The sequence below is a fragment of the Bacillus sp. JJ1773 genome (assembly GCF_036962035.1).
In the GTDB taxonomy this organism is placed as follows: Bacteria; Bacillota; Bacilli; order Bacillales; family Cytobacillaceae; genus Cytobacillus.
On record NZ_JBALNX010000010.1, the window covers coordinates 105,642 to 126,136 of the forward strand.

General features: G+C 37.1%; 31 protein-coding genes. 25 read left to right on the forward strand and 6 right to left on the reverse strand.

The genetic code is table 11. From position 1 onward, the window contains the following. The first annotated feature begins 4 nt into the window (after nt 1-4). The 14 genes from V7127_RS02620 to V7127_RS02685 all read left to right on the forward strand — a co-directional run bounded on the left by V7127_RS02620 (nt 5) and on the right by V7127_RS02685 (nt 8,733). Nucleotides 5-403, forward strand: coding sequence for a phage tail protein (locus V7127_RS02620; RefSeq protein WP_335483335.1), 399 nt, complete (start codon nt 5-7; stop codon nt 401-403). After that, nucleotides 404-709 (forward strand): hypothetical protein, encoded by a 306-nt coding sequence (locus tag V7127_RS02625; protein ID WP_335483337.1) that lies wholly within the window; start codon nt 404-406, stop codon nt 707-709. Further along, nucleotides 696-1,835 (forward strand): baseplate assembly protein, encoded by a 1,140-nt coding sequence (locus tag V7127_RS02630; protein WP_335483339.1) that lies wholly within the window; start codon nt 696-698, stop codon nt 1,833-1,835. Before V7127_RS02625 ends, V7127_RS02630 begins: the two co-directional genes overlap by 14 nt. Next, nucleotides 1,828-2,394 carry a phage tail protein I gene (locus V7127_RS02635; RefSeq protein WP_335483341.1) on the forward strand — a complete coding sequence of 189 codons (567 nt, stop codon included), beginning with the start codon at nt 1,828-1,830 and terminating at the stop codon, nt 2,392-2,394. Before V7127_RS02630 ends, V7127_RS02635 begins: the two co-directional genes overlap by 8 nt. Further along, entirely contained in the window at nt 2,395-4,749 is a 2,355-nt protein-coding gene (locus tag V7127_RS02640; protein ID WP_335483343.1) for a phage tail-collar fiber domain-containing protein, read from the forward strand. Continuing rightward, nucleotides 4,749-5,054: a hypothetical protein gene (locus tag V7127_RS02645; protein ID WP_335483345.1), complete on the forward strand. Its 306-nt coding sequence runs from the start codon at nt 4,749-4,751 to the stop codon at nt 5,052-5,054. The genes V7127_RS02640 and V7127_RS02645 overlap by 1 nt, the downstream gene beginning before the upstream one ends. Nucleotides 5,055-5,081: 27 nt before the next feature. After that, nucleotides 5,082-5,252, forward strand: coding sequence for a hypothetical protein (locus V7127_RS02650; protein ID WP_335483347.1), 171 nt, complete (start codon nt 5,082-5,084; stop codon nt 5,250-5,252). 306 nt (nt 5,253-5,558) lie between these two features. Beyond that, a complete protein-coding gene (locus tag V7127_RS02655; RefSeq protein WP_335483349.1) occupies nt 5,559-6,065 on the forward strand; it encodes a hypothetical protein in 507 nt (168 codons plus the stop codon). 104 nt (nt 6,066-6,169) lie between these two features. Then, complete coding sequence (locus tag V7127_RS02660; RefSeq protein ID WP_335483351.1) at nt 6,170-6,610, forward strand: hypothetical protein; 441 nt, start codon at nt 6,170-6,172, stop codon at nt 6,608-6,610. A gap of 99 nt (nt 6,611-6,709) precedes the next feature. Then, nucleotides 6,710-6,994, forward strand: a complete 285-nt coding sequence (locus tag V7127_RS02665) for a hypothetical protein (protein ID WP_335483353.1) — start codon at nt 6,710-6,712, stop codon at nt 6,992-6,994. After that, the gene (locus tag V7127_RS02670) at nt 6,994-7,227 is read left to right on the forward strand and encodes a hypothetical protein (RefSeq protein ID WP_335483355.1); all 234 of its coding nucleotides are present in this window, start codon (nt 6,994-6,996) and stop codon (nt 7,225-7,227) included. The genes V7127_RS02665 and V7127_RS02670 overlap by 1 nt, the downstream gene beginning before the upstream one ends. 17 nt (nt 7,228-7,244) lie before the next feature. Beyond that, on the forward strand, nt 7,245-8,156 hold the full coding sequence (locus V7127_RS02675; protein WP_335483357.1) for a GH25 family lysozyme: 912 nt from the start codon (nt 7,245-7,247) through the stop codon (nt 8,154-8,156). Nucleotides 8,157-8,261: 105 nt separating this feature from the next. Then, nucleotides 8,262-8,477 (forward strand): hypothetical protein, encoded by a 216-nt coding sequence (locus V7127_RS02680; RefSeq protein ID WP_335483359.1) that lies wholly within the window; start codon nt 8,262-8,264, stop codon nt 8,475-8,477. 1 nt (nt 8,478) lies between these two features. Beyond that, the gene (locus V7127_RS02685; RefSeq protein ID WP_335483361.1) at nt 8,479-8,733 is read left to right on the forward strand and encodes a LexA family protein; all 255 of its coding nucleotides are present in this window, start codon (nt 8,479-8,481) and stop codon (nt 8,731-8,733) included. 125 nt (nt 8,734-8,858) lie between these two features. Here V7127_RS02685 and V7127_RS02690 read toward each other — a convergent pair whose 3' ends face one another. Beyond that, nucleotides 8,859-9,080, reverse strand: coding sequence for a helix-turn-helix transcriptional regulator (locus tag V7127_RS02690; RefSeq protein WP_335483363.1), 222 nt, complete (start codon nt 9,078-9,080; stop codon nt 8,859-8,861). Nucleotides 9,081-9,430: 350 nt separating this feature from the next. Between V7127_RS02690 and V7127_RS02695 the strand changes: the two genes are divergently transcribed. From V7127_RS02695 to V7127_RS02715, 5 genes are all read left to right on the forward strand, one after another. Then, entirely contained in the window at nt 9,431-9,733 is a 303-nt protein-coding gene (locus V7127_RS02695; RefSeq protein ID WP_335483365.1) for a hypothetical protein, read from the forward strand. Between the two features lie 17 nt (nt 9,734-9,750). Beyond that, nucleotides 9,751-9,939 carry a hypothetical protein gene (locus tag V7127_RS02700; protein WP_335483367.1) on the forward strand — a complete coding sequence of 63 codons (189 nt, stop codon included), beginning with the start codon at nt 9,751-9,753 and terminating at the stop codon, nt 9,937-9,939. Then, nucleotides 9,936-11,084, forward strand: a complete 1,149-nt coding sequence (locus V7127_RS02705; RefSeq protein WP_335483369.1) for an FtsK/SpoIIIE domain-containing protein — start codon at nt 9,936-9,938, stop codon at nt 11,082-11,084. The genes V7127_RS02700 and V7127_RS02705 overlap by 4 nt, the downstream gene beginning before the upstream one ends. Continuing rightward, nucleotides 11,071-11,712: a hypothetical protein gene (locus V7127_RS02710; protein ID WP_335483371.1), complete on the forward strand. Its 642-nt coding sequence runs from the start codon at nt 11,071-11,073 to the stop codon at nt 11,710-11,712. Before V7127_RS02705 ends, V7127_RS02710 begins: the two co-directional genes overlap by 14 nt. Nucleotides 11,713-11,968: 256 nt before the next feature. Beyond that, nucleotides 11,969-12,829 carry a CvfB family protein gene (locus tag V7127_RS02715; RefSeq protein WP_335483373.1) on the forward strand — a complete coding sequence of 287 codons (861 nt, stop codon included), beginning with the start codon at nt 11,969-11,971 and terminating at the stop codon, nt 12,827-12,829. 191 nt (nt 12,830-13,020) lie between these two features. Here V7127_RS02715 and V7127_RS02720 read toward each other — a convergent pair whose 3' ends face one another. Together V7127_RS02720 and V7127_RS02725 are read right to left on the reverse strand one after the other, a co-directional pair. Further along, nucleotides 13,021-13,152: a DUF3941 domain-containing protein gene (locus V7127_RS02720; protein ID WP_082677191.1), complete on the reverse strand. Its 132-nt coding sequence runs from the start codon at nt 13,150-13,152 to the stop codon at nt 13,021-13,023. A gap of 123 nt (nt 13,153-13,275) precedes the next feature. Next, entirely contained in the window at nt 13,276-14,133 is an 858-nt protein-coding gene (locus V7127_RS02725) for a DegV family protein (protein WP_335354205.1), read from the reverse strand. Nucleotides 14,134-14,247: 114 nt separating this feature from the next. Here V7127_RS02725 and V7127_RS02730 point away from each other — a divergent pair, with 114 nt between their 5' ends. Together V7127_RS02730 and V7127_RS02735 are read left to right on the forward strand one after the other, a co-directional pair. Further along, the gene (locus V7127_RS02730; RefSeq protein WP_335354206.1) at nt 14,248-15,078 is read left to right on the forward strand and encodes a YitT family protein; all 831 of its coding nucleotides are present in this window, start codon (nt 14,248-14,250) and stop codon (nt 15,076-15,078) included. A gap of 20 nt (nt 15,079-15,098) precedes the next feature. Then, nucleotides 15,099-15,530, forward strand: coding sequence for a Gmad2 immunoglobulin-like domain-containing protein (locus V7127_RS02735; protein ID WP_335343995.1), 432 nt, complete (start codon nt 15,099-15,101; stop codon nt 15,528-15,530). Nucleotides 15,531-15,551: 21 nt separating this feature from the next. Here the strand turns inward: V7127_RS02735 and V7127_RS02740 are convergent, their stop codons facing one another. The 3 genes from V7127_RS02740 to V7127_RS02750 all read right to left on the reverse strand — a co-directional run bounded on the left by V7127_RS02740 (nt 15,552) and on the right by V7127_RS02750 (nt 16,845). Then, on the reverse strand, nt 15,552-15,752 hold the full coding sequence (locus V7127_RS02740; RefSeq protein WP_335343994.1) for a DUF3813 domain-containing protein: 201 nt from the start codon (nt 15,750-15,752) through the stop codon (nt 15,552-15,554). A gap of 1 nt (nt 15,753) precedes the next feature. Beyond that, complete coding sequence (locus tag V7127_RS02745) at nt 15,754-15,906, reverse strand: hypothetical protein (protein WP_335343993.1); 153 nt, start codon at nt 15,904-15,906, stop codon at nt 15,754-15,756. A gap of 123 nt (nt 15,907-16,029) precedes the next feature. Beyond that, nucleotides 16,030-16,845 carry a Cof-type HAD-IIB family hydrolase gene (locus V7127_RS02750; RefSeq protein WP_335354207.1) on the reverse strand — a complete coding sequence of 272 codons (816 nt, stop codon included), beginning with the start codon at nt 16,843-16,845 and terminating at the stop codon, nt 16,030-16,032. 378 nt (nt 16,846-17,223) lie between these two features. Between V7127_RS02750 and V7127_RS02755 the strand changes: the two genes are divergently transcribed. The 4 genes from V7127_RS02755 to V7127_RS02770 all read left to right on the forward strand — a co-directional run bounded on the left by V7127_RS02755 (nt 17,224) and on the right by V7127_RS02770 (nt 20,315). Further along, a complete protein-coding gene (locus tag V7127_RS02755; protein WP_335354208.1) occupies nt 17,224-17,991 on the forward strand; it encodes a prolyl oligopeptidase family serine peptidase in 768 nt (255 codons plus the stop codon). Nucleotides 17,992-18,089: 98 nt separating this feature from the next. After that, complete coding sequence (locus V7127_RS02760; RefSeq protein WP_315668212.1) at nt 18,090-18,398, forward strand: metal-sulfur cluster assembly factor; 309 nt, start codon at nt 18,090-18,092, stop codon at nt 18,396-18,398. A 13-nt stretch (nt 18,399-18,411) separates the two neighbouring features. Then, on the forward strand, nt 18,412-18,750 hold the full coding sequence (locus V7127_RS02765) for a DsrE family protein (RefSeq protein WP_335346349.1): 339 nt from the start codon (nt 18,412-18,414) through the stop codon (nt 18,748-18,750). A 440-nt stretch (nt 18,751-19,190) separates the two neighbouring features. Then, on the forward strand, nt 19,191-20,315 hold the full coding sequence (locus V7127_RS02770) for a TIGR04053 family radical SAM/SPASM domain-containing protein (RefSeq protein ID WP_335483375.1): 1,125 nt from the start codon (nt 19,191-19,193) through the stop codon (nt 20,313-20,315). Nucleotides 20,316-20,495 lie beyond the last annotated feature (180 nt).

A 20,495-nucleotide genomic window follows, 5' to 3' on the forward strand; every position in this document is an offset into this window, starting at 1 on the left:
TTAAATGATCGGATTTTTTGGAAATGTTAAGTTTGTTTCTAACGATAAAAGAATCCTTACTATTAGTGAAATGAAATACGATTCAACAGTCCGTAACGAAAAACATGATGTAATTGGACGTAAACCAATTAAGGAATATATTGGTCCAGATTTAGATATAATTACTTTCACAATCCACCTGTCTGCTGCTAATGGTGTTAAGCCTCGTACTGAGCTTGAAGTGTGGCATCGGATGAAGCATAGACAGGAAGCGAGATATTTGGTTATTGGAGGAAAGTTGTTAGGAACTAATAAATGGACAGTAGAAAGTGTTTCAAGTTCATGGGACATTATTTGGAATAAAGGAGAACTATTCAGCTGTAAATTAGACATTACGCTTGAAGAATACATTGAGGTGTTATAAATGATTAAGTTTGATAGCGTACAAATTCTTTTAGATGATAATTCTCCATTAAGTGAAGAAATACTCCGAAATTCAAGGATAATATTAACGACTTTTGAAGGGACCGTGCCGTTTGATCGTGGTTTTGGAATAAATCCAGATATTATTGATTTGCCTACCAACGAAGCACAAGATTTATATACAGTTGAAAGTGTTACGAAATTACGAATGTTTGAACCGAGAGTAACGGTCCAAGATGTGAGTTTTAGATCGGATACTAACGGCGGTTTTTACCCAAGGGTGGTGTTAGCAATTGCTGAATCTTAATAACTTGCCTGATATCCAATTTGTTGAGACAGATCCCGAAAAAATTATTCAAGAAATAATCACTGGTTATGAGGACGCTTATTTCCAACAAACAGGCAAACGAAAAAAATTGTATCCTGGGGATCCTATTCGAATCTTTTTATATTCACAGGCATTAAGAGAAGTTCAATTAAGACAACTAATTGATTTTTCAGCAAAACAGAATCTATTAAAATATGCAAAAGGCGATTACTTGCTGCATTATGGGGCTTCAAAAAGTGTTGAAAAATTAGAAGCTCAGAGAGCAACGGCCAAAGTAAAGTTTAGGTTGAGTACAGCATTAACGTCAGTTTATACGATTCCTGTTGGACTAAGAGTGGGACCAGGAAATGATATTCATTTTGAAACTACAGAACCAATTGAAATACCAGCCGGACAGCAGGAAGTAATTACAACGGTTCGTTGTACAGTTGAAGGGATTATAGGCAATGACTTCACACCAGGGCAGATTAATATCATTTCTGACCCTAGACCTTACTTAATCAGTGTAGAAAACATTGAAACAAGTAATGGTGGCAGTGATGAAGAGGACGATGAAAGCTATAGAGAACGAATAAATTTAGCTCCGGAAGGTTACTCAACAGCGGGTCCTGAAGGGGCTTATATTTATCATTTAAAAAGCTTTAGTCCTCTGATTGGCGATGTTTATCCTCATTCACCTTCCGATGGGATAGTGGATATACGGATATTATTAAAAGGAGGGGAACTCCCTTCGCAAACTTTTATTGACGAGGCCATAGCTTATGTAAGCGCCAAAGATAAAAGACCATTAACTGATAAGGTTCAAATGGGGGCGCCTACAACAGAGATATATAATATCGATTTTGATTATTATATTTCATCTTCAGAGGCTCCATCAGTAGATGTTATTCAACAAAAAGTCCAAAAGGCAATTGATGATTATAAAACATGGCAAAATTCAAAGATTGGACGAGACATCGACCCATCAGAATTGATTGCAAGGATTAGGGATGCAGGAGGGAAACGTATTAAAGTACGCAGCCCTATCTTTACAGAATTAGCCAAGACACAATCTGCTGTTACTGGAACAGTTCAAGCGATTTATGGAGGTTTAGTCGATGATTAATATTCATGAAATCAGTGTATTAGATTTACTGCCTCCAAATCTAAAACAGGATCCAGACTTAATGGCAGCTGCTAAATCTCTGGACACACCATTTGCTGTTACGGTAAACGATGTTCAAAAGTGCATTATTTTACCGAACATTGACAATATAACAGATCATGCTCTGTTAGACCTCTTAGCATGGGAGACTCATTTGGATTTTTATGACACTTCTTTACCTATTGAAATAAAGAGAGAACTAATTAAGAAAGCACCTTCATTTCATAGAAAGAAGGGTACACCGGCTGCAGTCGAGGAGCTTGTGGCGACTTTATTTGATGAGGGCAGAGTTGAAGAATGGTTTGAATATGGGGGATTACCATACCGGTTCCAGGTAGTGACTAATAATCGATCAGTTACTGCAGAACGAGCAGAGGAATTTATAAAAGCGCTTAATTCTGTAAAAAGGTTATCTGCCCATTTAGAACGGGTCATAATTCAACAAAAAGAAGAAATGAATCTTTATTTTGCTGGGGTAGTTCACGAAGGTGATTTTGAAACAATTAGGCAGGTGATTTAATTGAGTGCATTTGGAGGGCTAATATTAACAAACCGCGGGCGAAATCTGCAAGCAAAGGCGCAAGCGGGGGCAACCTTACAATATACAAGAATTGCCCTTGGGGATGGTTTTTTAGGCACCAGCGCTATTGCAGACTTAACCGCATTAAAGAATCAAGTCAAGTCTTTACCTATAACCAAATTAAGGGTTATGACTGGAAGTAGAGCAATATTAGGTACAGTTCTAACGAATAAGGACCTTGTTAGTGGATTTTATTATCGCGAACTCGGAATTTTTGCACAAGATCCTGATCTCGGTGAAATTCTTTACTGTTATGGAAATGCTAGAGATTTGGCAGAATATATCCCTGCTGATGGAGGGGCTGATGTTCTTGAAAAGAATATTGACCTTGAAATACTAACTGGAAACGCAGCTAATGTATCGGCTGTTATTGATAGTTCGCTAGTTTATATTACAATGCCTGAACTTGATGCAACAAAAACTGAATTGAAAAAATATACGGATGACGCGGTAGGTGCTATCGATCTTAGCGGGCTTGCTACTAAGCAAGATCTTAATACGCATTTGGCCGATGAAGAGCAACATCTTAAGGTCGGAGAAAGAGACAAATGGAACAAAGGTATTTCTAGTGACACAATTTTGGCCATAGAAGATTGGAACAACTACAAGTCTACAGGTTTTTTTATGGGGCAAAGCCTTTTACATTCTCCCGATTTTAAGACGGGCGACAGTCCTTGGTGGTACGTACAAGTCATACAGCACAATGCTGATTATTGTGTGCAAATTGCGTGGAATTTAAACAACAGTAAAAGAGCAATGTCAAGATCATTAGTCAACGGGATTTGGACTAAGTGGGAAAACGCGGGTGGTGGCGGTAGTGTAGAAACTCTGGAATTAGTAGCGGGAGAAAATATTGTAGCTGGTGACGGTGTTCAGTTAAATCCCAACGGGGAACTGATTAAAATAAAGTACAGCCATCCTACGGTGGAGTTCGGTGACTCCTTCGCACATATAGGGCTTCCCGCATCCGTAACAAATCGGACGTATGTACAGGTACTAATGGTCGATAATAGACCGACTGATACAGTCATCACGTATAGAGATACCGTATTAAACACCATGCACATACAATATCATAGTGTCGATATTAACGGAAATGCAACTGCATTTGAGGTATTAAATACACACAGAAGTGCCGTTACCGCTTCAACCAACTTTCCTTATTCTGCTTGTATAACCGAAGATGATAGATTGGTAGTGCTGGTCAATATTGACGGTACAACAACCGCATCATCCACAAGAATTTATGTAATGCAGATAAACAGGGCTAATAACACACTTACACTTCTTGACGACAGTACTATTCCAGTGTCGTTTTACGGTACAAACGCTAGACTTGCGTATTTAGGTAACAATAAATTCTTCTTTTACCGCTCGCAATCATCTTCCAGTCAGGCGGCTCATGGGGCGGTCATTACTTTGAACGCAAACGGGACTTTAAGTGTGGCAACGGGAAAGAGCCTTCACGCAGGAAGTAAGTCGTATGATGGCAACATACTTGTCATAGATAGTACATGGGTGTTATTTACAACAGACGGCGCTAACGTGCTAATACTAGCTGAAATTAGCGGTACAACGATTGGCACAGTAAAAACATTCCAAGCTTCTGCTCGTTTCGATAATTTGTATCTGCTACCAAACGGCAGAATACTCGCTACAAGTTCTTACAATAACGGCATAGTGGCTATGTATGAATTAACGGAATCACGAGATTTAGTTCTGTTAGATTCAATTGTCTTATCCGATGTAGCTAACAGGCTATCTTTTAAGGCGTCTAGTTCTACATTGAATTGTAAGGCGGTTATATTTGACGAATCTACGTTTGGCGTTTGTTACCCTGCAGCAGATCCGTATACTACAGCAACAGTAATGGTAAATATACACTTCGACCACGAAACCAACAAATTTGATAGAAGTGCATTTAATAACAAAACGACTCTACTAACGCAGTTCGCTAGTACAAACGGCAGGGCTATGATTGTGAATGATACAATGAGTGATGCTGTAATAGCGCGAGTATACGGCGACAGAATAGCAAACGGGGAAAATAATAACGTGTATATAGGTAAGTTGTTTGATAGCGCGACTATAGCAGGCATCGCCGTTAATAACGCATCTAAAGGTCAAAAGTGTAAGGTGGCTATAAGAGGATTTGTGGATGTGTATAGCGATCTCGAAACAGGGAAATATTACGCACTAAAAAATAACAAACTAGTAAAGGTATCTAACATTAACAAAGCGCTAGGTATAGCCACAACCACAAACGAACTTCTATTGTTAAAGGGGGTTATCTAATGTATGTTATCACCAAAAATGACGGCGTGATTACAAATTTAACATCCATAGTACAAGGTGAGGGAGTGTTTTTTACAAATCATGATGGAACAAACTTCCAGAAAGATTTGTTTGCTTATTACGAAATTAGCGAAATCCCCGAAGGTATAGAACCATTCACGCACTGTTACACGCCGGAAAAAGGTTTCTACCCTTACGAACCACCGAAGCCAGAGCTACAACCGCCTACACCATTAGAAGAACTAACAAATTATGTATTAGATGTTGACTTTAGGCTCGTAATAGTTGAAATGGGATTAATATAAATAAAATTTAAATTGGAGGAATGGAATATGAACATGATTACTTATAAAGGATGCAAAATGAAGATTGAAAAGGGAATGTATGAAACGCAAGAGGAAATGCAAACAATGCTTGATGTGTTTTACATGGGTGGACGTATCACGCAAACTCAATATGAGGAATTAACGGCTGAATTAGTTGTTAAGCACCAAGCAGCTTAATGTTTCTTTGGACGAAAATACGATATAATGAAAAGTCTCTCCCCTATAGGTTTTGGAGTTGAAATTGTAGGAGCTGTCGACCTTACATTCGATTTATTATTGTTTGACATGGAATCATCTCCTTTCCTGGTCATGTAATGGGACATATCATATTTCTACAAAAAAGGAGATATTCCTCTTTTAGGGAACGGATCGGAATCTAATGCTAGACAAGCACCTATAAAAAGTAGGTGTTTTTAATTGCAGGAAATATTCCTTTTTTGTCGAATCACTTCTAATGATAGTAAACTTATGGAGTGATTCCCTTTGGAAATTTATGATAGTTTAAGTAAAGAAATTGAAAAACTAAGTATTAAAGTTGAAATGATAGATCAGTATTCTCAATTCTTTATGACACAAACCGTTGCAACTATAGGTATTATTATTGCAATAGCTACATTTATTTTAGGCACAGCTGCGTTTTTCATGATTAAGCTTGCAATTAATAAAAAAGTAGAAAATGAAGTAGAGAAAAAGGTTTTAAAAATATTAAGTAATAATAATCCTATATTCCACGCTAGAGGCATTAATTCTCCAAACGAACAAGGAGAAATTATACTTACAAATGATATAGAGGGCATAGAACAGTTAAACCCGGACACATTAGTAACATTAAATGTTGTAGCTAATATGTACACATACAAGCAGTTGGAGGTTGGCATCCATACTGTGTTGCTAATAAACGAAAAAGGGGAAAGAGTTATTAAGCTCTCGAATTCTAGAGAAGATCAGGAAATTACATGGAATGTTAGTTGGGTAAGAATTAATTATTAGGACGAAAATGTTCAACAAAAATCACACTCGATGAGTGTATTTTTTTTAATGCAGGAGACCCACTTCTTTTGTCGAAAATAGTAAACAAAAGGAGGAAGGTTAAATTGAACGGTGATATTTTTAAAAATTTGAAGGATCTAAATGTTTCGTCACAAGTAAAGTTTGTAAACCCAATGGATGAGCAAATGAAGAGAATAACAAAGCTTCATAATGATCAAATGAAAGCTGTACAGGAAGCGCAAAAAAGGAAAAATGATTACGATCAAGAGGTTTTACAAACATTAAAAGAAATAAAACATAACACTGCCGGGCTTAGTGAAGTTATTTCACTACTTGCAAAAAATAATGATAATCAAGAAAAAATTGCGGAGTATTTAAAAGAAGCAATAGATATTGCTGCCTCTCAAACTCAAGAAGAGGCCGAAAGCAAGTGGAGAAAAGTAATGAATAGAGCCACAGATGTTACAACAGATGTTGAGACAATTCAAAAGTTACATGGCTTTGCAAACACTATAATGGCATTATTTCAGAATATACCAGGTTAATAAAAGAAGCATCCTTCAGGGGGTGCTTTTTTCTTATATATCCTGTATCAGCCACGCCCCGAACCGATCGGGGCTATTTTTAGTAAGGTTGGTGACCAAATGACTGTAGAAATCGGAGTCTTAATTGCAATCGGTGGGCTATTAGTAAGCTTCCTAGCTTATCAGTTAAATAGAACAAAAGAGGTTAAAACAGACACACGGCAAGACGCTAAAATACAGGCGCAACTCGATTATATCGGCAAAGGTGTGGATGATATTCGCATTGATTTAAAAGCTAACGAACGCCAAATGGTAGCTCATGGCGAACGTATTACAAGGCTCGAGGAATCAGCAAAGCAAGCGCATAAGCGAATTGATACTTTGGAAAAGGAGAATGATAAATAATGTTTGAAATCGCAATTATTATTGCCGTTGTATTGGCTCTGACTGAACTGGTAAAAAGGATGGATTGGATATCTGTTAAATATGTACCTGTAGTTTCCTTACTATTAGGATTACTGGCAGGTATTTTTTATGTAGATGTGGCTACCCTACAGGAGAAAATAATGTTTGGATTAATGATTGGTTTAGCTGCAGCTGGCTTGTTTGATCAATCAAAAATTGTCACAAAGAAATAAAGGAAGGATGATAGAAAGTGACCAATAACTTAATTGTTGATATTTCTCATCATCAACCTAATAATAAAATTGATTGGAAGAGAGCTGCTGAAGAAGTTGCTCTTTTTATTATTCGAACGCAATATGGTACATCAACTATTGATCGTGAATATAAAAAGCATGTAGCTAGTTGCAAACAATATGGTATCCCTTTTGGACATTATATTTATTCACTCTTTAAAGATAAAGAAGATGCAATTCGGGAAGCAAAGGACTTTTTAAGCCGTTGTGATCAGGAGGCAAAGTTTTTGGTCGTAGATGTTGAAGAGCAAACAACCAAAACAAAAGCAGAAATGGCATCGGCAACCCAAGCATTTATTGATTACTTAAAAGATAACGACAGCAGACCAATCGGACTCTATACTGGGCATCACTTTTATAAACCATATGGAATGGATAAAGTAAAAGCAGACTTCCTATGGATCCCTCGTTACGGAAAAAATGATGGTAAACCTTCTATAAAACCGGACTACCCTTGTGACATATGGCAATATACTGAGAAGGGCCGTGTGAATTGGTATGGGGGATTTTTAGATTTGAACCAACTCAGTGGTGATAAATCATTAGATTGGTTTATTGGAGTTGAAAGCAAACCACCAGCCCCTCCAGAAAAACTAATGTGGGGAAAAACTGAGTTTAAGAAGGGCCAGATTGGCCGTGTGACAATATTAAAGCCGATTAACCTGTGGACCGAAGATGCAGCAGGGAAGTTGCGGATGGTGCGTATCTTACAGCCTGATGAGCAATATAGAGTATATGGGTATAGAGATTTACATGGAGGTCAATACGATGTAGGAGGAGGCCATTGGGTGACAAAGATGGACGGCTACATTAAATATGAGACACCATCAAAAGCGTTATTAGCAGAGGCTGCAGAGGTTTATAAGTAATGTAAAAAGCCTTTCTCACTTGAGAGGGGCTTTTTTGTTTGCTCTTTACACAGAACGAACGTTCTTATATAATAGGAACAAACATTCGCATTGGTGGTGTGATTGATGAAAGGTTTGTTATTAAGAGCTGAAGAAACTGGTGAAATCTTGGAGCTGATCTACATGTCAGATAAACAGAAATTAAGCCAAAGGACAGTAATGGTTTTAGAAGTTCATCAAGATTCAATTAAAGCATTTTGTTTTATGAGAAGAATGCCGAGAATTTTTAAGCTAGATAACATTTTATCGATTGCGCCAGCAAGGATAAGGAGAGGTGCTTAGTATGAACTATTATGAAGATGAATATATACCAAAAGCAGAAAGAATGAAAAGAACTGAAGAGAAAGTATTTAAAATAATTAATGATTATATTGCAAAATATGATCGTTCCCCAAGTGTTCAAGAAATCGCTAAAAAAGCTAGTATACCCTCTAAAAGTACAGTTTTTAATTATCTAATTAAGTTAAAGGAAAAGGGCTTGATAACGTGGGAACCTAAACAACAAAGAACAATAAAAATTTTGAAAACCGTCTCATAAAGAGACGGTTATTTTTCTTCTGGTACATCAAACTCCATTATTGCTTTGTAGGTTGCCATTGTTACAAAAAAAACATTAACTTTCTTCTAATGTCCTCTGGCGTTAAGCCCTTTAACTCAAATTCTTCAATCAGCAGTTTCCACTTGTTCATATAGATCATCCACTTTCAATTTTAATAAAGCAGCTAATTCAAATAGTTCCGGAACAGAGGGATAACTTTTCCCTGTACACCAATTACTAATTGTATTTCGAGATTTATTAAAATGTTTCCTTATGTACTCCCTTTTATAAGGAGATTCGTCAATAAGTTTCCCAATATTGCTCTTAACCTTCATCCGCATCACCATTTAAACAATTCTATATTAGGCGACTGTTTTCCTTTCATAATCTAATTTTGATAAAATGCACAATATTTTTTGGATGGACATGCAATTACATTAATTTATGGGCATAGGCTATTAACACGAAAGCAAAACAGTAGAAAATGTGTAGCAACATAAAAGCATCTGTTTTACATTTCTACTTCGTAACATTTTCAACTGTTTAACATTACTGCACTAGTACAAGTAAAAAGCTTGTATTAACACCAAAAACAAAATCTGTTAAGAGGGAGGCGAAGCCGGAAGGCCTGGAGAGGGGGTCCGGGGGAGATTGGAAATGTTCGAAAAAGACTGACTATTTAAAAGGGGGGTTAAGAATGCTTGTTAGAATCAGAAGTAAGATAGATGGTGCAATAAAAGAAAGTCATTGGTATCAATACGAGCACCCAAACTTTGATCGCATTAAGGATTATGATACAGTCCAGAATATTTGCAAAGATGACTTTTTCTGTCATTTAGATTCTGTAAACTGGACGATTATGAACAAAACAGAAATAACATCAAACATCTATAAGTTTATTGCACATAGAGTCAGCATAGTTAAAGATGGCTTTGCGAATAACTTTTGGCCAGATGAATTTGATTGGGGTTTTATTTTAGATTGCATTCTGTGGTTTTAAAAAAGGAGGAACCGAAAATGTTATTCGAACCGATTTTTTTCATTGCTGGAGGTGCCACAATTGCCCTGGCATGTCTCGATAAAACTTTAGAATCTTACGGTTTCCATGCTCTAGGGGCTGTGTTAAAAATAGCTTTACCAATTGCAGGCCTTATAGCGGGTGTGTATTTTCTCGAAACAAATCCCATTGTGTGGTGGCTGAAATGAAAATAAAAGAAACCTGGGCAAAGTTAAAGGTTCGAAAAAAACTCATTGATGCGTTTAAGTCGGGTGAAATCCATTTAACATTTAAAATCGACAAAGATAATAAGCGCCTTATCTTCCCTAAAATCCACTCTGTAGACTTAGCAAAAGAATCTTCTAAAATTACTTTCACGCTTCCTAATGGTTTGAATCCGGAATTACTAAAGAAAAACTTCTTCGCCTTCCAGCAGCACTTTGGAAAAAATATTGAGTTGGATGGTGAGGTCAAAAAGTACACATTAAAGATTTATCACACATCTATGCCAACAGAATTAAAATACAACTTCGAGCAAATAAAGACAGTAATTGCCCCATTAAGACTTGGAATTATTTGCGGTAAAGACTGGAACGGACAATATGTCGCCTTTGATTTATTGACGCATCCGCACATATTGATTGCTGGGGAGACCGGATCCGGAAAATCCACTCAGCTGCGGTCCATCTTAACAACTTTAATTAAGACTAAGCAACCACACGAATTGGAGCTTTATCTAGGAGACTGCAAGAAATCTGAATTCCATTTATTTAGAAAAGTGGAGCATGTGAAATGTGTGTACAGCAGTACAAGAGACATTCAAAAAATGCTACTCCATATTAAAAATGAATTAGATGAAAGGAGCAATTTAACAGAACTATTTGAAGTCGGTCATGTGGATGATCTACCAGCAGAGCATAAGAGACCTTATCTAATCGTCTGCATCGATGAATTTGTCATGTTGAGAAAAGATGAAGTGATTATGGATATATTGACTGAAATAGTAGCTATTGGCAGAACGCTAGGAGTGTACGCAATCCTTTCCATGCAGCGTCCCAATGCAAAAGTATTAGACACGACTATCCGCGCTAATTTAACCGTAAGCATGGGTTTTAAGTTGAGGGACGCAATGGAGTCGAGAATAGTAAACACTCCTGATGCTCACAAGATTGAAACCAGTGGGAGGTTTGTTATGAACAGCGATAAACTGTATGAAATCCAAGCACCCTACCTTACGATGGAAAATGCCAAAAAGCTACTCAATCCTTTTATGGTTAGTAAGTCCCCAGTGAAAGAGGTAACCGAAAAACCAAAGGCATTAACAGAAAAGGATGTGTTTAATGATGTTAACTAAGCGTGATCAAGCAATCATTAAAGATCTAAATAAGTTTAGAGTGATGGACCGTGACTCTATAGCAGAGCTTCACTTTTCTAACTTAAAAAATCCACAGTATGCAGCTAATAATGTGTTGCTTCGATTATTGAGAGATGGCCACATTCAGCGATCAACAGCATTCAGCCCATATGCTTACTTTGGTCCAGAGGTACAAATCAAGAAAAACTCACAAAAGATTAGTCACTTCCTAGCCATCCTTGAGACCTACAAGGAGATTCGAAAGCACGGGCAAATTGAAACTTTCCTTGTAGAGCCTAAGTACGGAAAGAAGGGACTAGCGGAGCCGGATGCCTATCTTAACTTTAGAAATACCGGTTTCTTTATTGAAGTACAAAAAAGCATCTACTCTGAAAAGCAGATGCAGGATAAGCTAGAAAGGTATGTAGATTTTAAAGCAGTTGGTATAATGACGGATCCATTTCCACATATTCTAATATTATCAGATCAGAGGTATGCATTTGACGGAGAATATCCATTTAAGGTATTCCAGGCAGAGTCTTTTACACATTTTATAAATAACCTAAAAAAAGAGGAGCCAACACCTATAAAAATAAAAAGTGCTGGCTTAAAAATAAAAATAGGTTAAGCGTCTGCCCAATTTAATAAAAACGTCCCCAAAACCTCCCCCAAATGAATGTGGGAGTATACATTCTTCTACAAAGCAGAATCTAGTGATATAAGATAAAAATGTTTATATATCAATATTTCTCATATTTAAAAAACAGGTTTTGTTGAGCATAAATAATAATTATAGTAAAATATAGCAGTCCCAACAACTTTAGGAGATATTGTCTTATATAGTATAGATGATTATTAATAAAATTTAGAAGGATGAATGAATAATGCCTATAAAAGATTATATTGGCCGTACTGTAAAGCTAACACTTGAAAGGCCAGCTGAATTTGGCTACTTTTTATCAGATGGCGAAGAGGATGTTCTCTTACACAAAAACGATACTGATATGCAGCTGGAAGAAGGCCAAGAGATTGAAGTTTTTCTATACACGGATTCTATGGGAAGAGCAGCAGCTACAACAACGATCCCTGAGATTACAACAGAATCTTATGGCTGGGCAGTTGTTAGTGATGAAAAACAGGAAATTGGTGTTTTCATCAATATCGGAATAAAAAAAGATATGCTCCTTGGAAAAGAAGATCTTCCTGTCCATCGGTCAGTTTGGCCAAAAGTCGGCGATTTGCTTTATATAACGTTAAGAGTGAACCGCAATAATCGCATCTATGTAAAAGTTGCCACAGACCCAATAATCGAGCAAATGTCTATAAAGGCTACAAGACAAGATTTTAATAAAAACATTCATGGCCATATTTATCGAACAGCAAAGGTAGGAAGCTGGGTTTATACGGCCGAAGGGTTTAAAGGTTTTATCCATGAGTCTCAGCGAAAAACAGAACCGCGTCTCGGAGAAAAGATTGAAGGCAGAATAATTGATGTAAAAGAGGATGGAACGATCAATGTTTCTTTAGCGCCGAGAAAACAAGAGGCACTTGATGAGGATTCTGAAAAAATCCTCTCCTATTTACAATTGCGCAACGGGGCTATGCCTTATAGTGATAAAAGCGCTCCAGAGGATATACAGGATCGCTTTCAGCTTAGTAAAGCCTCCTTCAAACGTGCATTAGGGCGGTTGATGAAGGAAGGGAAAATCTATCAAGAAGAAGGCTGGACTTATATGAAGAAATAAACGAGCAAGCTGTGCTTGCTCGTTTATTTTGTCGCAGATTAACGGGCTGTAAGACCCCCATTTCAAGAAGGTGAGTAAAACAAAAATTTCAAAGTGGGGGATCAACAGCCCGTAANNCGCCACGTCCTGTGGCAACGTCGGCACTAGCACGTCCTGTGCGTCGGAAAACCCCCACTGATTGAAGTTTCACTTTATAGGTGATCAGTTGTTTTAGAGTACTGGTTTTTTCCTGCCTTACGGTTTTTCTCACGCATCATATTTTTTTCATGCCTGAGGGCATTATTATCCTTCGCTTTTTTATCATTATCAGAAGTACGGGGCATAATAGGAATACTCCTTTCCATATATTCACAAATTCAATATGATTAGACAACCTTCAATAGAAGGCTAGCCTAATCATATTGTCTGTAAAAATGAAAAGGAGTATTCGCAGGGATTGATAAGTGTTATTTTACATTATTTAAAAAGAAGATAGCGATTGTCCCGGACCCAGTATGGGAGCCAATGGAAGCCCCAATAGAGGAAATGAAAACTTCTTTAACGTTAAATTCCTGTACGATTAGTTCTTTTATTTCAAAAGCAGTTTCTTCATCGTCCGCATGACTAATACCTATGACCTGACGATCAAAGTTTTCGCCTCTTTCTTTCATTAATTCAATAATGCGGCGAAGGAGTTTCTTTTTTCCTCTATGTTTTTCAATCGGAACTAGCTTGCCATCTTCAACATTCAGTAACGGCTTGATATTAAGCAGCCCGCCCAAAAATGCAGAAGCCTTTGAAACACGTCCGCCTTTTGCTAAATAATCGAGGTCGTGGACCGTAAATAAATGCTCCATATGCTTACAGCGGTATGTAATGTCTTCTAAAATAGTCTCCTTGGATGCGTTTTCTTTAGCTAATTTAACAGCTTCTTTAACAATTAAGCCAAATCCAAGTGAAGCACATTTCGTATCAACAATAGTTAGGTTGAAATCAGGATAGGTTTCCTTTACTTGGTCAAGCATCATAACGGCGGTTTGGTATGTACCTGATAATTCTGATGAAAATGCAATATAAATTCCATCCTCATTATTTTTTGCCATGTTTGTAAAAGCTTCTTCAAAGGCTAGAGGAGAAGCTTGGGACGTTTTCGGCACTTTACCTTCACGGATTGCTTCATAAACTGTTTTTGGGTTTATCGTAACTAAATCTTCATATTCAGTATCATCTAAGTGAACTTTTAATGGAAATAGTGTTACATTATTTTCTTTTAAAAAACTTAAAGGTAAATCACTTGCACTGTCTGTCAAAATTTTTACTGACATACATATTCACCTGCTTTCCATACTGTTTATTCTTAAGTTTATAGAAAATAGGACAAAAAGACAATATAAATACCATTTTTGGGTAATACTTATAATTTAGGTAGGTGATCACATATGATTTGGTTAAGAACAAAGAAATTAATCATCGTATTAATTGGTGCGTTTCTCGCGGCGATTGCTATGAACTTCTTCCTAATTCCAGCGAATATTTATTCCAGCGGATTTGCAGGTGCTGCACAGCTTTTATCCAGCATATTTGAAGGGAGAATCTCTACTGGAATTTTCCTATTTGTTTTAAATGTTCCAGTTGCTCTTCTAGGCTGGATGAAGGTAGGAAGGTCCTTTACGCTATTTAGTTTTATCAGTGTTCTGGCTATGTCGATCTTTTTAGAAGTGATTCCTGTAAAGGAGTTTTCGAACGATATCTTATTAAATGCAGTTTTTGGTGGAGTGATTGGAGCTGTTGGAGTAGGAATAACTTTAAAATGGGGAGCGTCAACAGGTGGAATGGATATTATTGCAATGGTCCTTTCACGTTTAAATGATAAACCGATTGGCACGTATTTCTTTCTATTAAATTCGATTATCATTATAACAGCAGGTGCCCTTTACGGCTGGGAAAAGGCATTGTATACAATTGTGACGCTTTACGTGTCAACAAGGGTTATTGACGCCATTCACACGAGACATGAGAAACTAACGGTTATGATCATTACGAAAAAATCAGATGAAATGAAAAAAGTCATTCATGAAAAACTGCTTAGAGGAATTACCATTGTACCTGCCAAAGGTTCATTTACTAATGAGGAAAAGGAAATGCTCATGATTGTTATCACTCGTTATGAATTATTTTATTTAGAAAGAATAATAAAAGAGATAGATTCAAATGCTTTTACTAATATTGTGCAAACAGTTGGTGTATTAGGTCTCTTCCGCAAGGATTAATTTACCTTTGGAGGGTTAAAATGCTTCAGATTATTATTGCCTATTTATTCATGATTGGCTCCTTTTCGACATATGCTGGAGAAATGATGACCCATTCTTTCGTCAGTTATAACGACATGGAGGGAGTAGCCACGGAAAACAATGCGTTTCGAAAAATAGAGGTAAGTGGCGAGAAAGGGAGTTACACAGTAATTGGGGAAGCACGGTCAAACAGCGGAGAGTTTTTCTATGTCGTTGAGGATGGACATAATGAATTTATTTCTGAGAAGAGGCTGGCAACGAAGGAAAAATTTCCTTCATGGTCAACAATAAAAATAGATATAAATTTTCCGGAAGAGAATTTCCCTGAGAGCGGTACCATTATTCTTTATTTGTATGAGCGAAATGAAGAAGGCAAAATGATAAATGCACTTCCAGTAATCCTGGATAAAGTTCAACAAGCTGACAAGTAGAATGTCAGCTTGTTGTTTCTGTTATGATTGAGGATTTGAAGGAATTTCATCTAACGCTTGCTGCATGCCTGCTAACTGTTCCTGCTCTGCTCTTGTCGAGTTTGCGTATGCAGAGCTTAAGGCATTTTTGGCTACTGCAACAGCGCTAGCCTGCTCAGAGGGGAATGCCGCTTTTGCCATGTTTACAGATTGTTTCGCTTCTTGAAATAATCTATTCCCCATTTTATGCCCCTCCAATAGAAGAATCTTTCACATTAGCCATTTTCTCTGCCTCAGCCTCTGCATATGTTGTATGATAAGGGATACGTTCTGCATGTTTAGTAACGGAATCTACACCCTGCTGAACAAAGCGTTTCGATTTATTACGTCTACCCAATCGAATCCCCTCCAGAAAAGAAGTTATTGAAACAGCTTATCTGCTGCCTCGTTGATTAGTATGCTCTAATCGAATCTTTTAAAAAGGGGAATATCTTGGTCTTTTTTCTAAGATGAGGCATAATTATAGCTTCAAATTTAATAATTCATTTAAATAAACGGCAACACCGTCTTCTTCATTTGTTAAGGTAACATCTTTTGCCACTGATTTAACCTCATTTATTCCGTTCCCCATAGCGATTCCATATCCTGCAAATTCAAGCATTTCCAGATCATTGTCCTCATCGCCAAAAGCGATAATTCTATCAGCAGGAATCTGGAAGTAATCAGCTGCTCTTTTCAGCCCAACAGCTTTATTTAATCCCGCCTTTACTATTTCAATAACATGAAACGGGGCCGCCCAGCTTCGGTGGTCAATGACTTCAGCATGGAGGCTCGATAGATGATCACGAATCGTTTGCACATGCTCCTGATCGGTATGAATTAACATACTTGTAGGAGAGGCGTTTAGAAAATTGCGCAAATCACCAGTCGTCACATTCGGCTCACCGAAGCCAAATATTTCTATAAGCTTTTTATCTTGATAATGGAAGTAAACATCATCAATGACCTCTGCAATAATGTTATGAAAATGAAAGGAACTGCATCCCTCAACAATTTCTTTAGCAATATTTACTTCTAGCGGTGTATGATAAACTCCCCACTTTTTATCCTTTGGATGATGCACAAAAGCTCCGTTGAAATTAACAATTGGAGTATCAAGATTCATTTCTTTATAATAAATTTCACTTGAACGAAAAGGTCTTCCGGTTGCAATCATGACAATATGCCCTTCTTCACGGGCTTTTTGAATCACTTTTTTTGTTTTTAATGATATTGTCTTATCATCCTTTAGCAACGTACCATCTAAGTCTAGCGCGATCAAATGCTTTTCTGCCATAATAACAACACCTTCTTTATACAATTTTTTCTATTTCAAGTGTAAAGCTTTAGAAAAAAGAAAGTCCTCATGGTACACTAAATGAGAAATGTTCCTACTCTCGTACCCAACATAAATATGTTTAAAACCAAAAAAATAACTATAAACACTATGTTAACAAATATTCGTTTGTTTTGGCTAATAGGAAGGTTAAAGTTTTTTACTGTTTTAATCTAAACTTGCAAATAAGAGTAAATTTCTATTCAGATATCGCATAAGAAAAGCTAAGGCATTTGCCGAAAGTTCTTGGCAAACGCCAAGTTTTTCTAATAAAAAAATAACGATTTATTTTAAACTTAACCTAATATATAGGTTGGCTTAACATTAGGAGGCTTTACAATGATTACCGTAAAAAATTCCAAAATTAACGAAATCCCCTTTCTGCATATTGCGGATTCGAATAATTGGGAAGAAAAACTTCCATCTATCATCTTTATTCACGGTTTCACAAGCAGGAAGGAATTTAATCTGCACTATGCTTACTTACTAGCTGAAAAAGGGTTTCGTGTAATCCTTCCTGAAGCACTCTACCATGGTGAAAGGAGTACTGGACTGTCGGGAAACGAACTGAATTTACATTTCTGGGAGATCATCATTCGAACAATCGAAGAATTGGAGATCGTAAAAAGTTCCTTCGAAGATGAGCAATTGATAGAACCTAGTAGAGTAGGTGTTGTTGGGACTTCAATGGGGGGAATTGTCACATTAGGTGCCCTTACTCAATACCCTTGGATAAAAGTGGCCGCAAGCTTAATGGGTATGCCTTACTATGAGAAGTTTGCCTTGCACCAAATAGATGAACTTCAACGTCATGGAGTTGACATTCCACTCACTAATGATGAAATGGCTCATTTGATGAACAAAATTAGAGAACTTGATTTAAGTAAGCAGACTGATAAACTTGGAAATAGACCATTGCTATTCTGGCATGGCAAACAGGATTCGGTCGTTCCTTATTCACCTGCCTTTCATTTTTATGAAACGATTAAACCTTTATACGATAAACAACCGGAAAATCTTTCATTTATTAGTGATGAGAAAGCTGGTCATAAAGTGAGTACGACAGGGGTTATGGAAACAGTAAAATGGTTTGAAACTTATTTATAAAGTAAATTTACTGCCTGATGTGATGCCCATCATTTATATTCAAGATTATATTTGATAAGATAATAATTAGAAACATAGAAGAAGGAGTGTTATAGCAGATGGATCAAGAGGTAAAAGATAGTATTATGGGTGCTCTAGAGCTAGTAGTTGACCCAGAACTTGGTGTGGATATCGTTAATCTTGGATTGGTATACGATGTTAAGATGGATGAAGAGGGAAAGACGACCGTTGATATGACTTTAACGTCAATGGGCTGTCCTCTTGCTGGAACAATTGTAGAAAATGTAAAGAGTGCTCTAGCAGATATTCCAGAAGTGAAAGAGACGGAAGTAAATATTGTCTGGAATCCGCCATGGTCAAAGGATAGAATGTCTCGATATGCCAAGATTGCTTTAGGGGTTCGTTAGAGGTGAGAGGCTGATGAAGAATAAAGTCATTCTAGTTAGCTCAGATCAGCTTGGAAAAGGAGATAAGGAGCTTGGTGAAGGCGTTCTTGAAACCTTTTTTACATTGTTAAAGCAAAGAGAGGAATTACCTGCAGCGATTTTTTGCATGAATAGCGGTGTATTTGCATTAACTGAACAATCCTTTGCTTCAGTTCATCTTAAAGAGCTGGAGGAAAAGGGAGTAGAAGTAATTGCCTGCAAAACTTGTGTAGACTATTACGGAGTAGAAAATAAATTAATTGCCGGTAAAATAAGCGGGATGCCAGCGTTTATCGATCTTGCATCCAAATATGAAGTCATTACGATATCATAAAACAGCAGGGGCTTATGCTCTTGCTGTTTTATTTTGACTAAACTAAATAATCGAAATGGTTATTGGACAGGTTCTGGGATTTAGTTTGAAAAGCTGTCCAATAACTACGGTTTACTTGACAGGTTCTGGGAATTAGTCGAAGAGCTATCCGATAACTATGGTTTACTGGACAGGTTTGGGAATTAGTCGAAAAGCTGTCCAAAAAAACAAATTTATCTGACATGCTTTGCTATTTAGTCAAAAACCTGTCCAATTACTCCAATCTAGCAAGTATATATGTCCAGTTAAGAAAGATCCAACTATCTGATAATCCTCAATGTGAGATTTCTCACTAATTTATTCTGCATTATCCCTTATACTACAATTGCAATCAATATTTAGATAAAAATCCTTGCGATAAATTGCAATGGAAATAGTGAAATAAGAGAGGAAGGATTCTAATGTCCTTTAGCCGCGATTTTAATAAAGATCCTTTTATTGTGATTTGGGAATTAACTAGAGCATGTCAGTTAAAATGTCTTCATTGCCGGGCAGAGGCTCAATATAGAAGAGATCCCCGTGAATTATCATTTGAAGAAGGACAGGAATTAATTGATCAAATCTATGACATGAATAATCCGATGCTTGTCTTTACCGGGGGTGACCCATTGATGAGGGAGGATGTTTTTGATATTGCGAAATATGCAGTGGACAAAGGTGTCCGTGTTTCAATGACCCCGAGTGCTACTCCAAATGTGACAAAAGCAGCAATTGAGAAAGCAAAGGAAGTAGGATTATCACGCTGGGCTTTCAGTCTTGATGGTCCAACCCCTGAGATTCATGATCATTTTCGAGGAACAGCAGGATCGTTTGATTTAACAATAGAAAGAATTAAGTATTTGCATGAGCTTGAAATACCTGTTCAAATAAATACTGTTATTTCTCGTTATAATATTGATTACTTAGATGAGATGGCGAAGGTTGTAGAAGATTTGAAATGTGTTCTCTGGAGTGTCTTTTTCCTAGTTCCAACTGGCAGGGGACAGGAAAGTGATATGATTTCACCTGTTGAACATGAAAAGGTATTTAAGTGGCTATATGATTTAAGTAAAAGGGTATCCTTTGATATAAAAACAACAGCAGCCCAGCATTATCGCCGTGTTGTTATTCAGAATAAAATGAGAGAGGAACATGCACAAAACGGTGACATTAAATATTTAGATGCTTTGACTCAACAAGGATTAACTGGGTCCATTGATGGTCTTGGCAGAGCTCCTAAAGGCGTCAATGACGGAAATGGCTTCGTATTTATTTCACATATTGGAGACGTCTACCCAAGCGGGCTCCTGCCAATTAAAGCAGGGAATGTAAGGGAGCAGCCTTTAGCTGAAATCTATAGGGAATCACCTATATTCAAGAATTTAAGAAATCCAGATCAATACAAAGGCAAGTGCGGAGTATGTGAATTTAGATATGTTTGCGGCGGCTCTCGTTCCCGTGCGTATGCAGTCACAGGAGATTATATGGAAAGTGAACCTTTCTGCGTATACATTCCAAAAACATTAAGGAAAAAAGCAACATCTTAAAAGTTGGATAAAAAAGGTGACTCTGGTAGTTGGTCTATACTCACTCTTCAAACTGTATATAATTTTTTGAAAGAGCATATTATATTAAGTATTATATGAGTTAAACCTTGCCCAATTACTAAAGTTCCCCTCTTTGGCTTTTTTAACTAAATTTAACTGAAAGGCCTAATAAAGGCATAT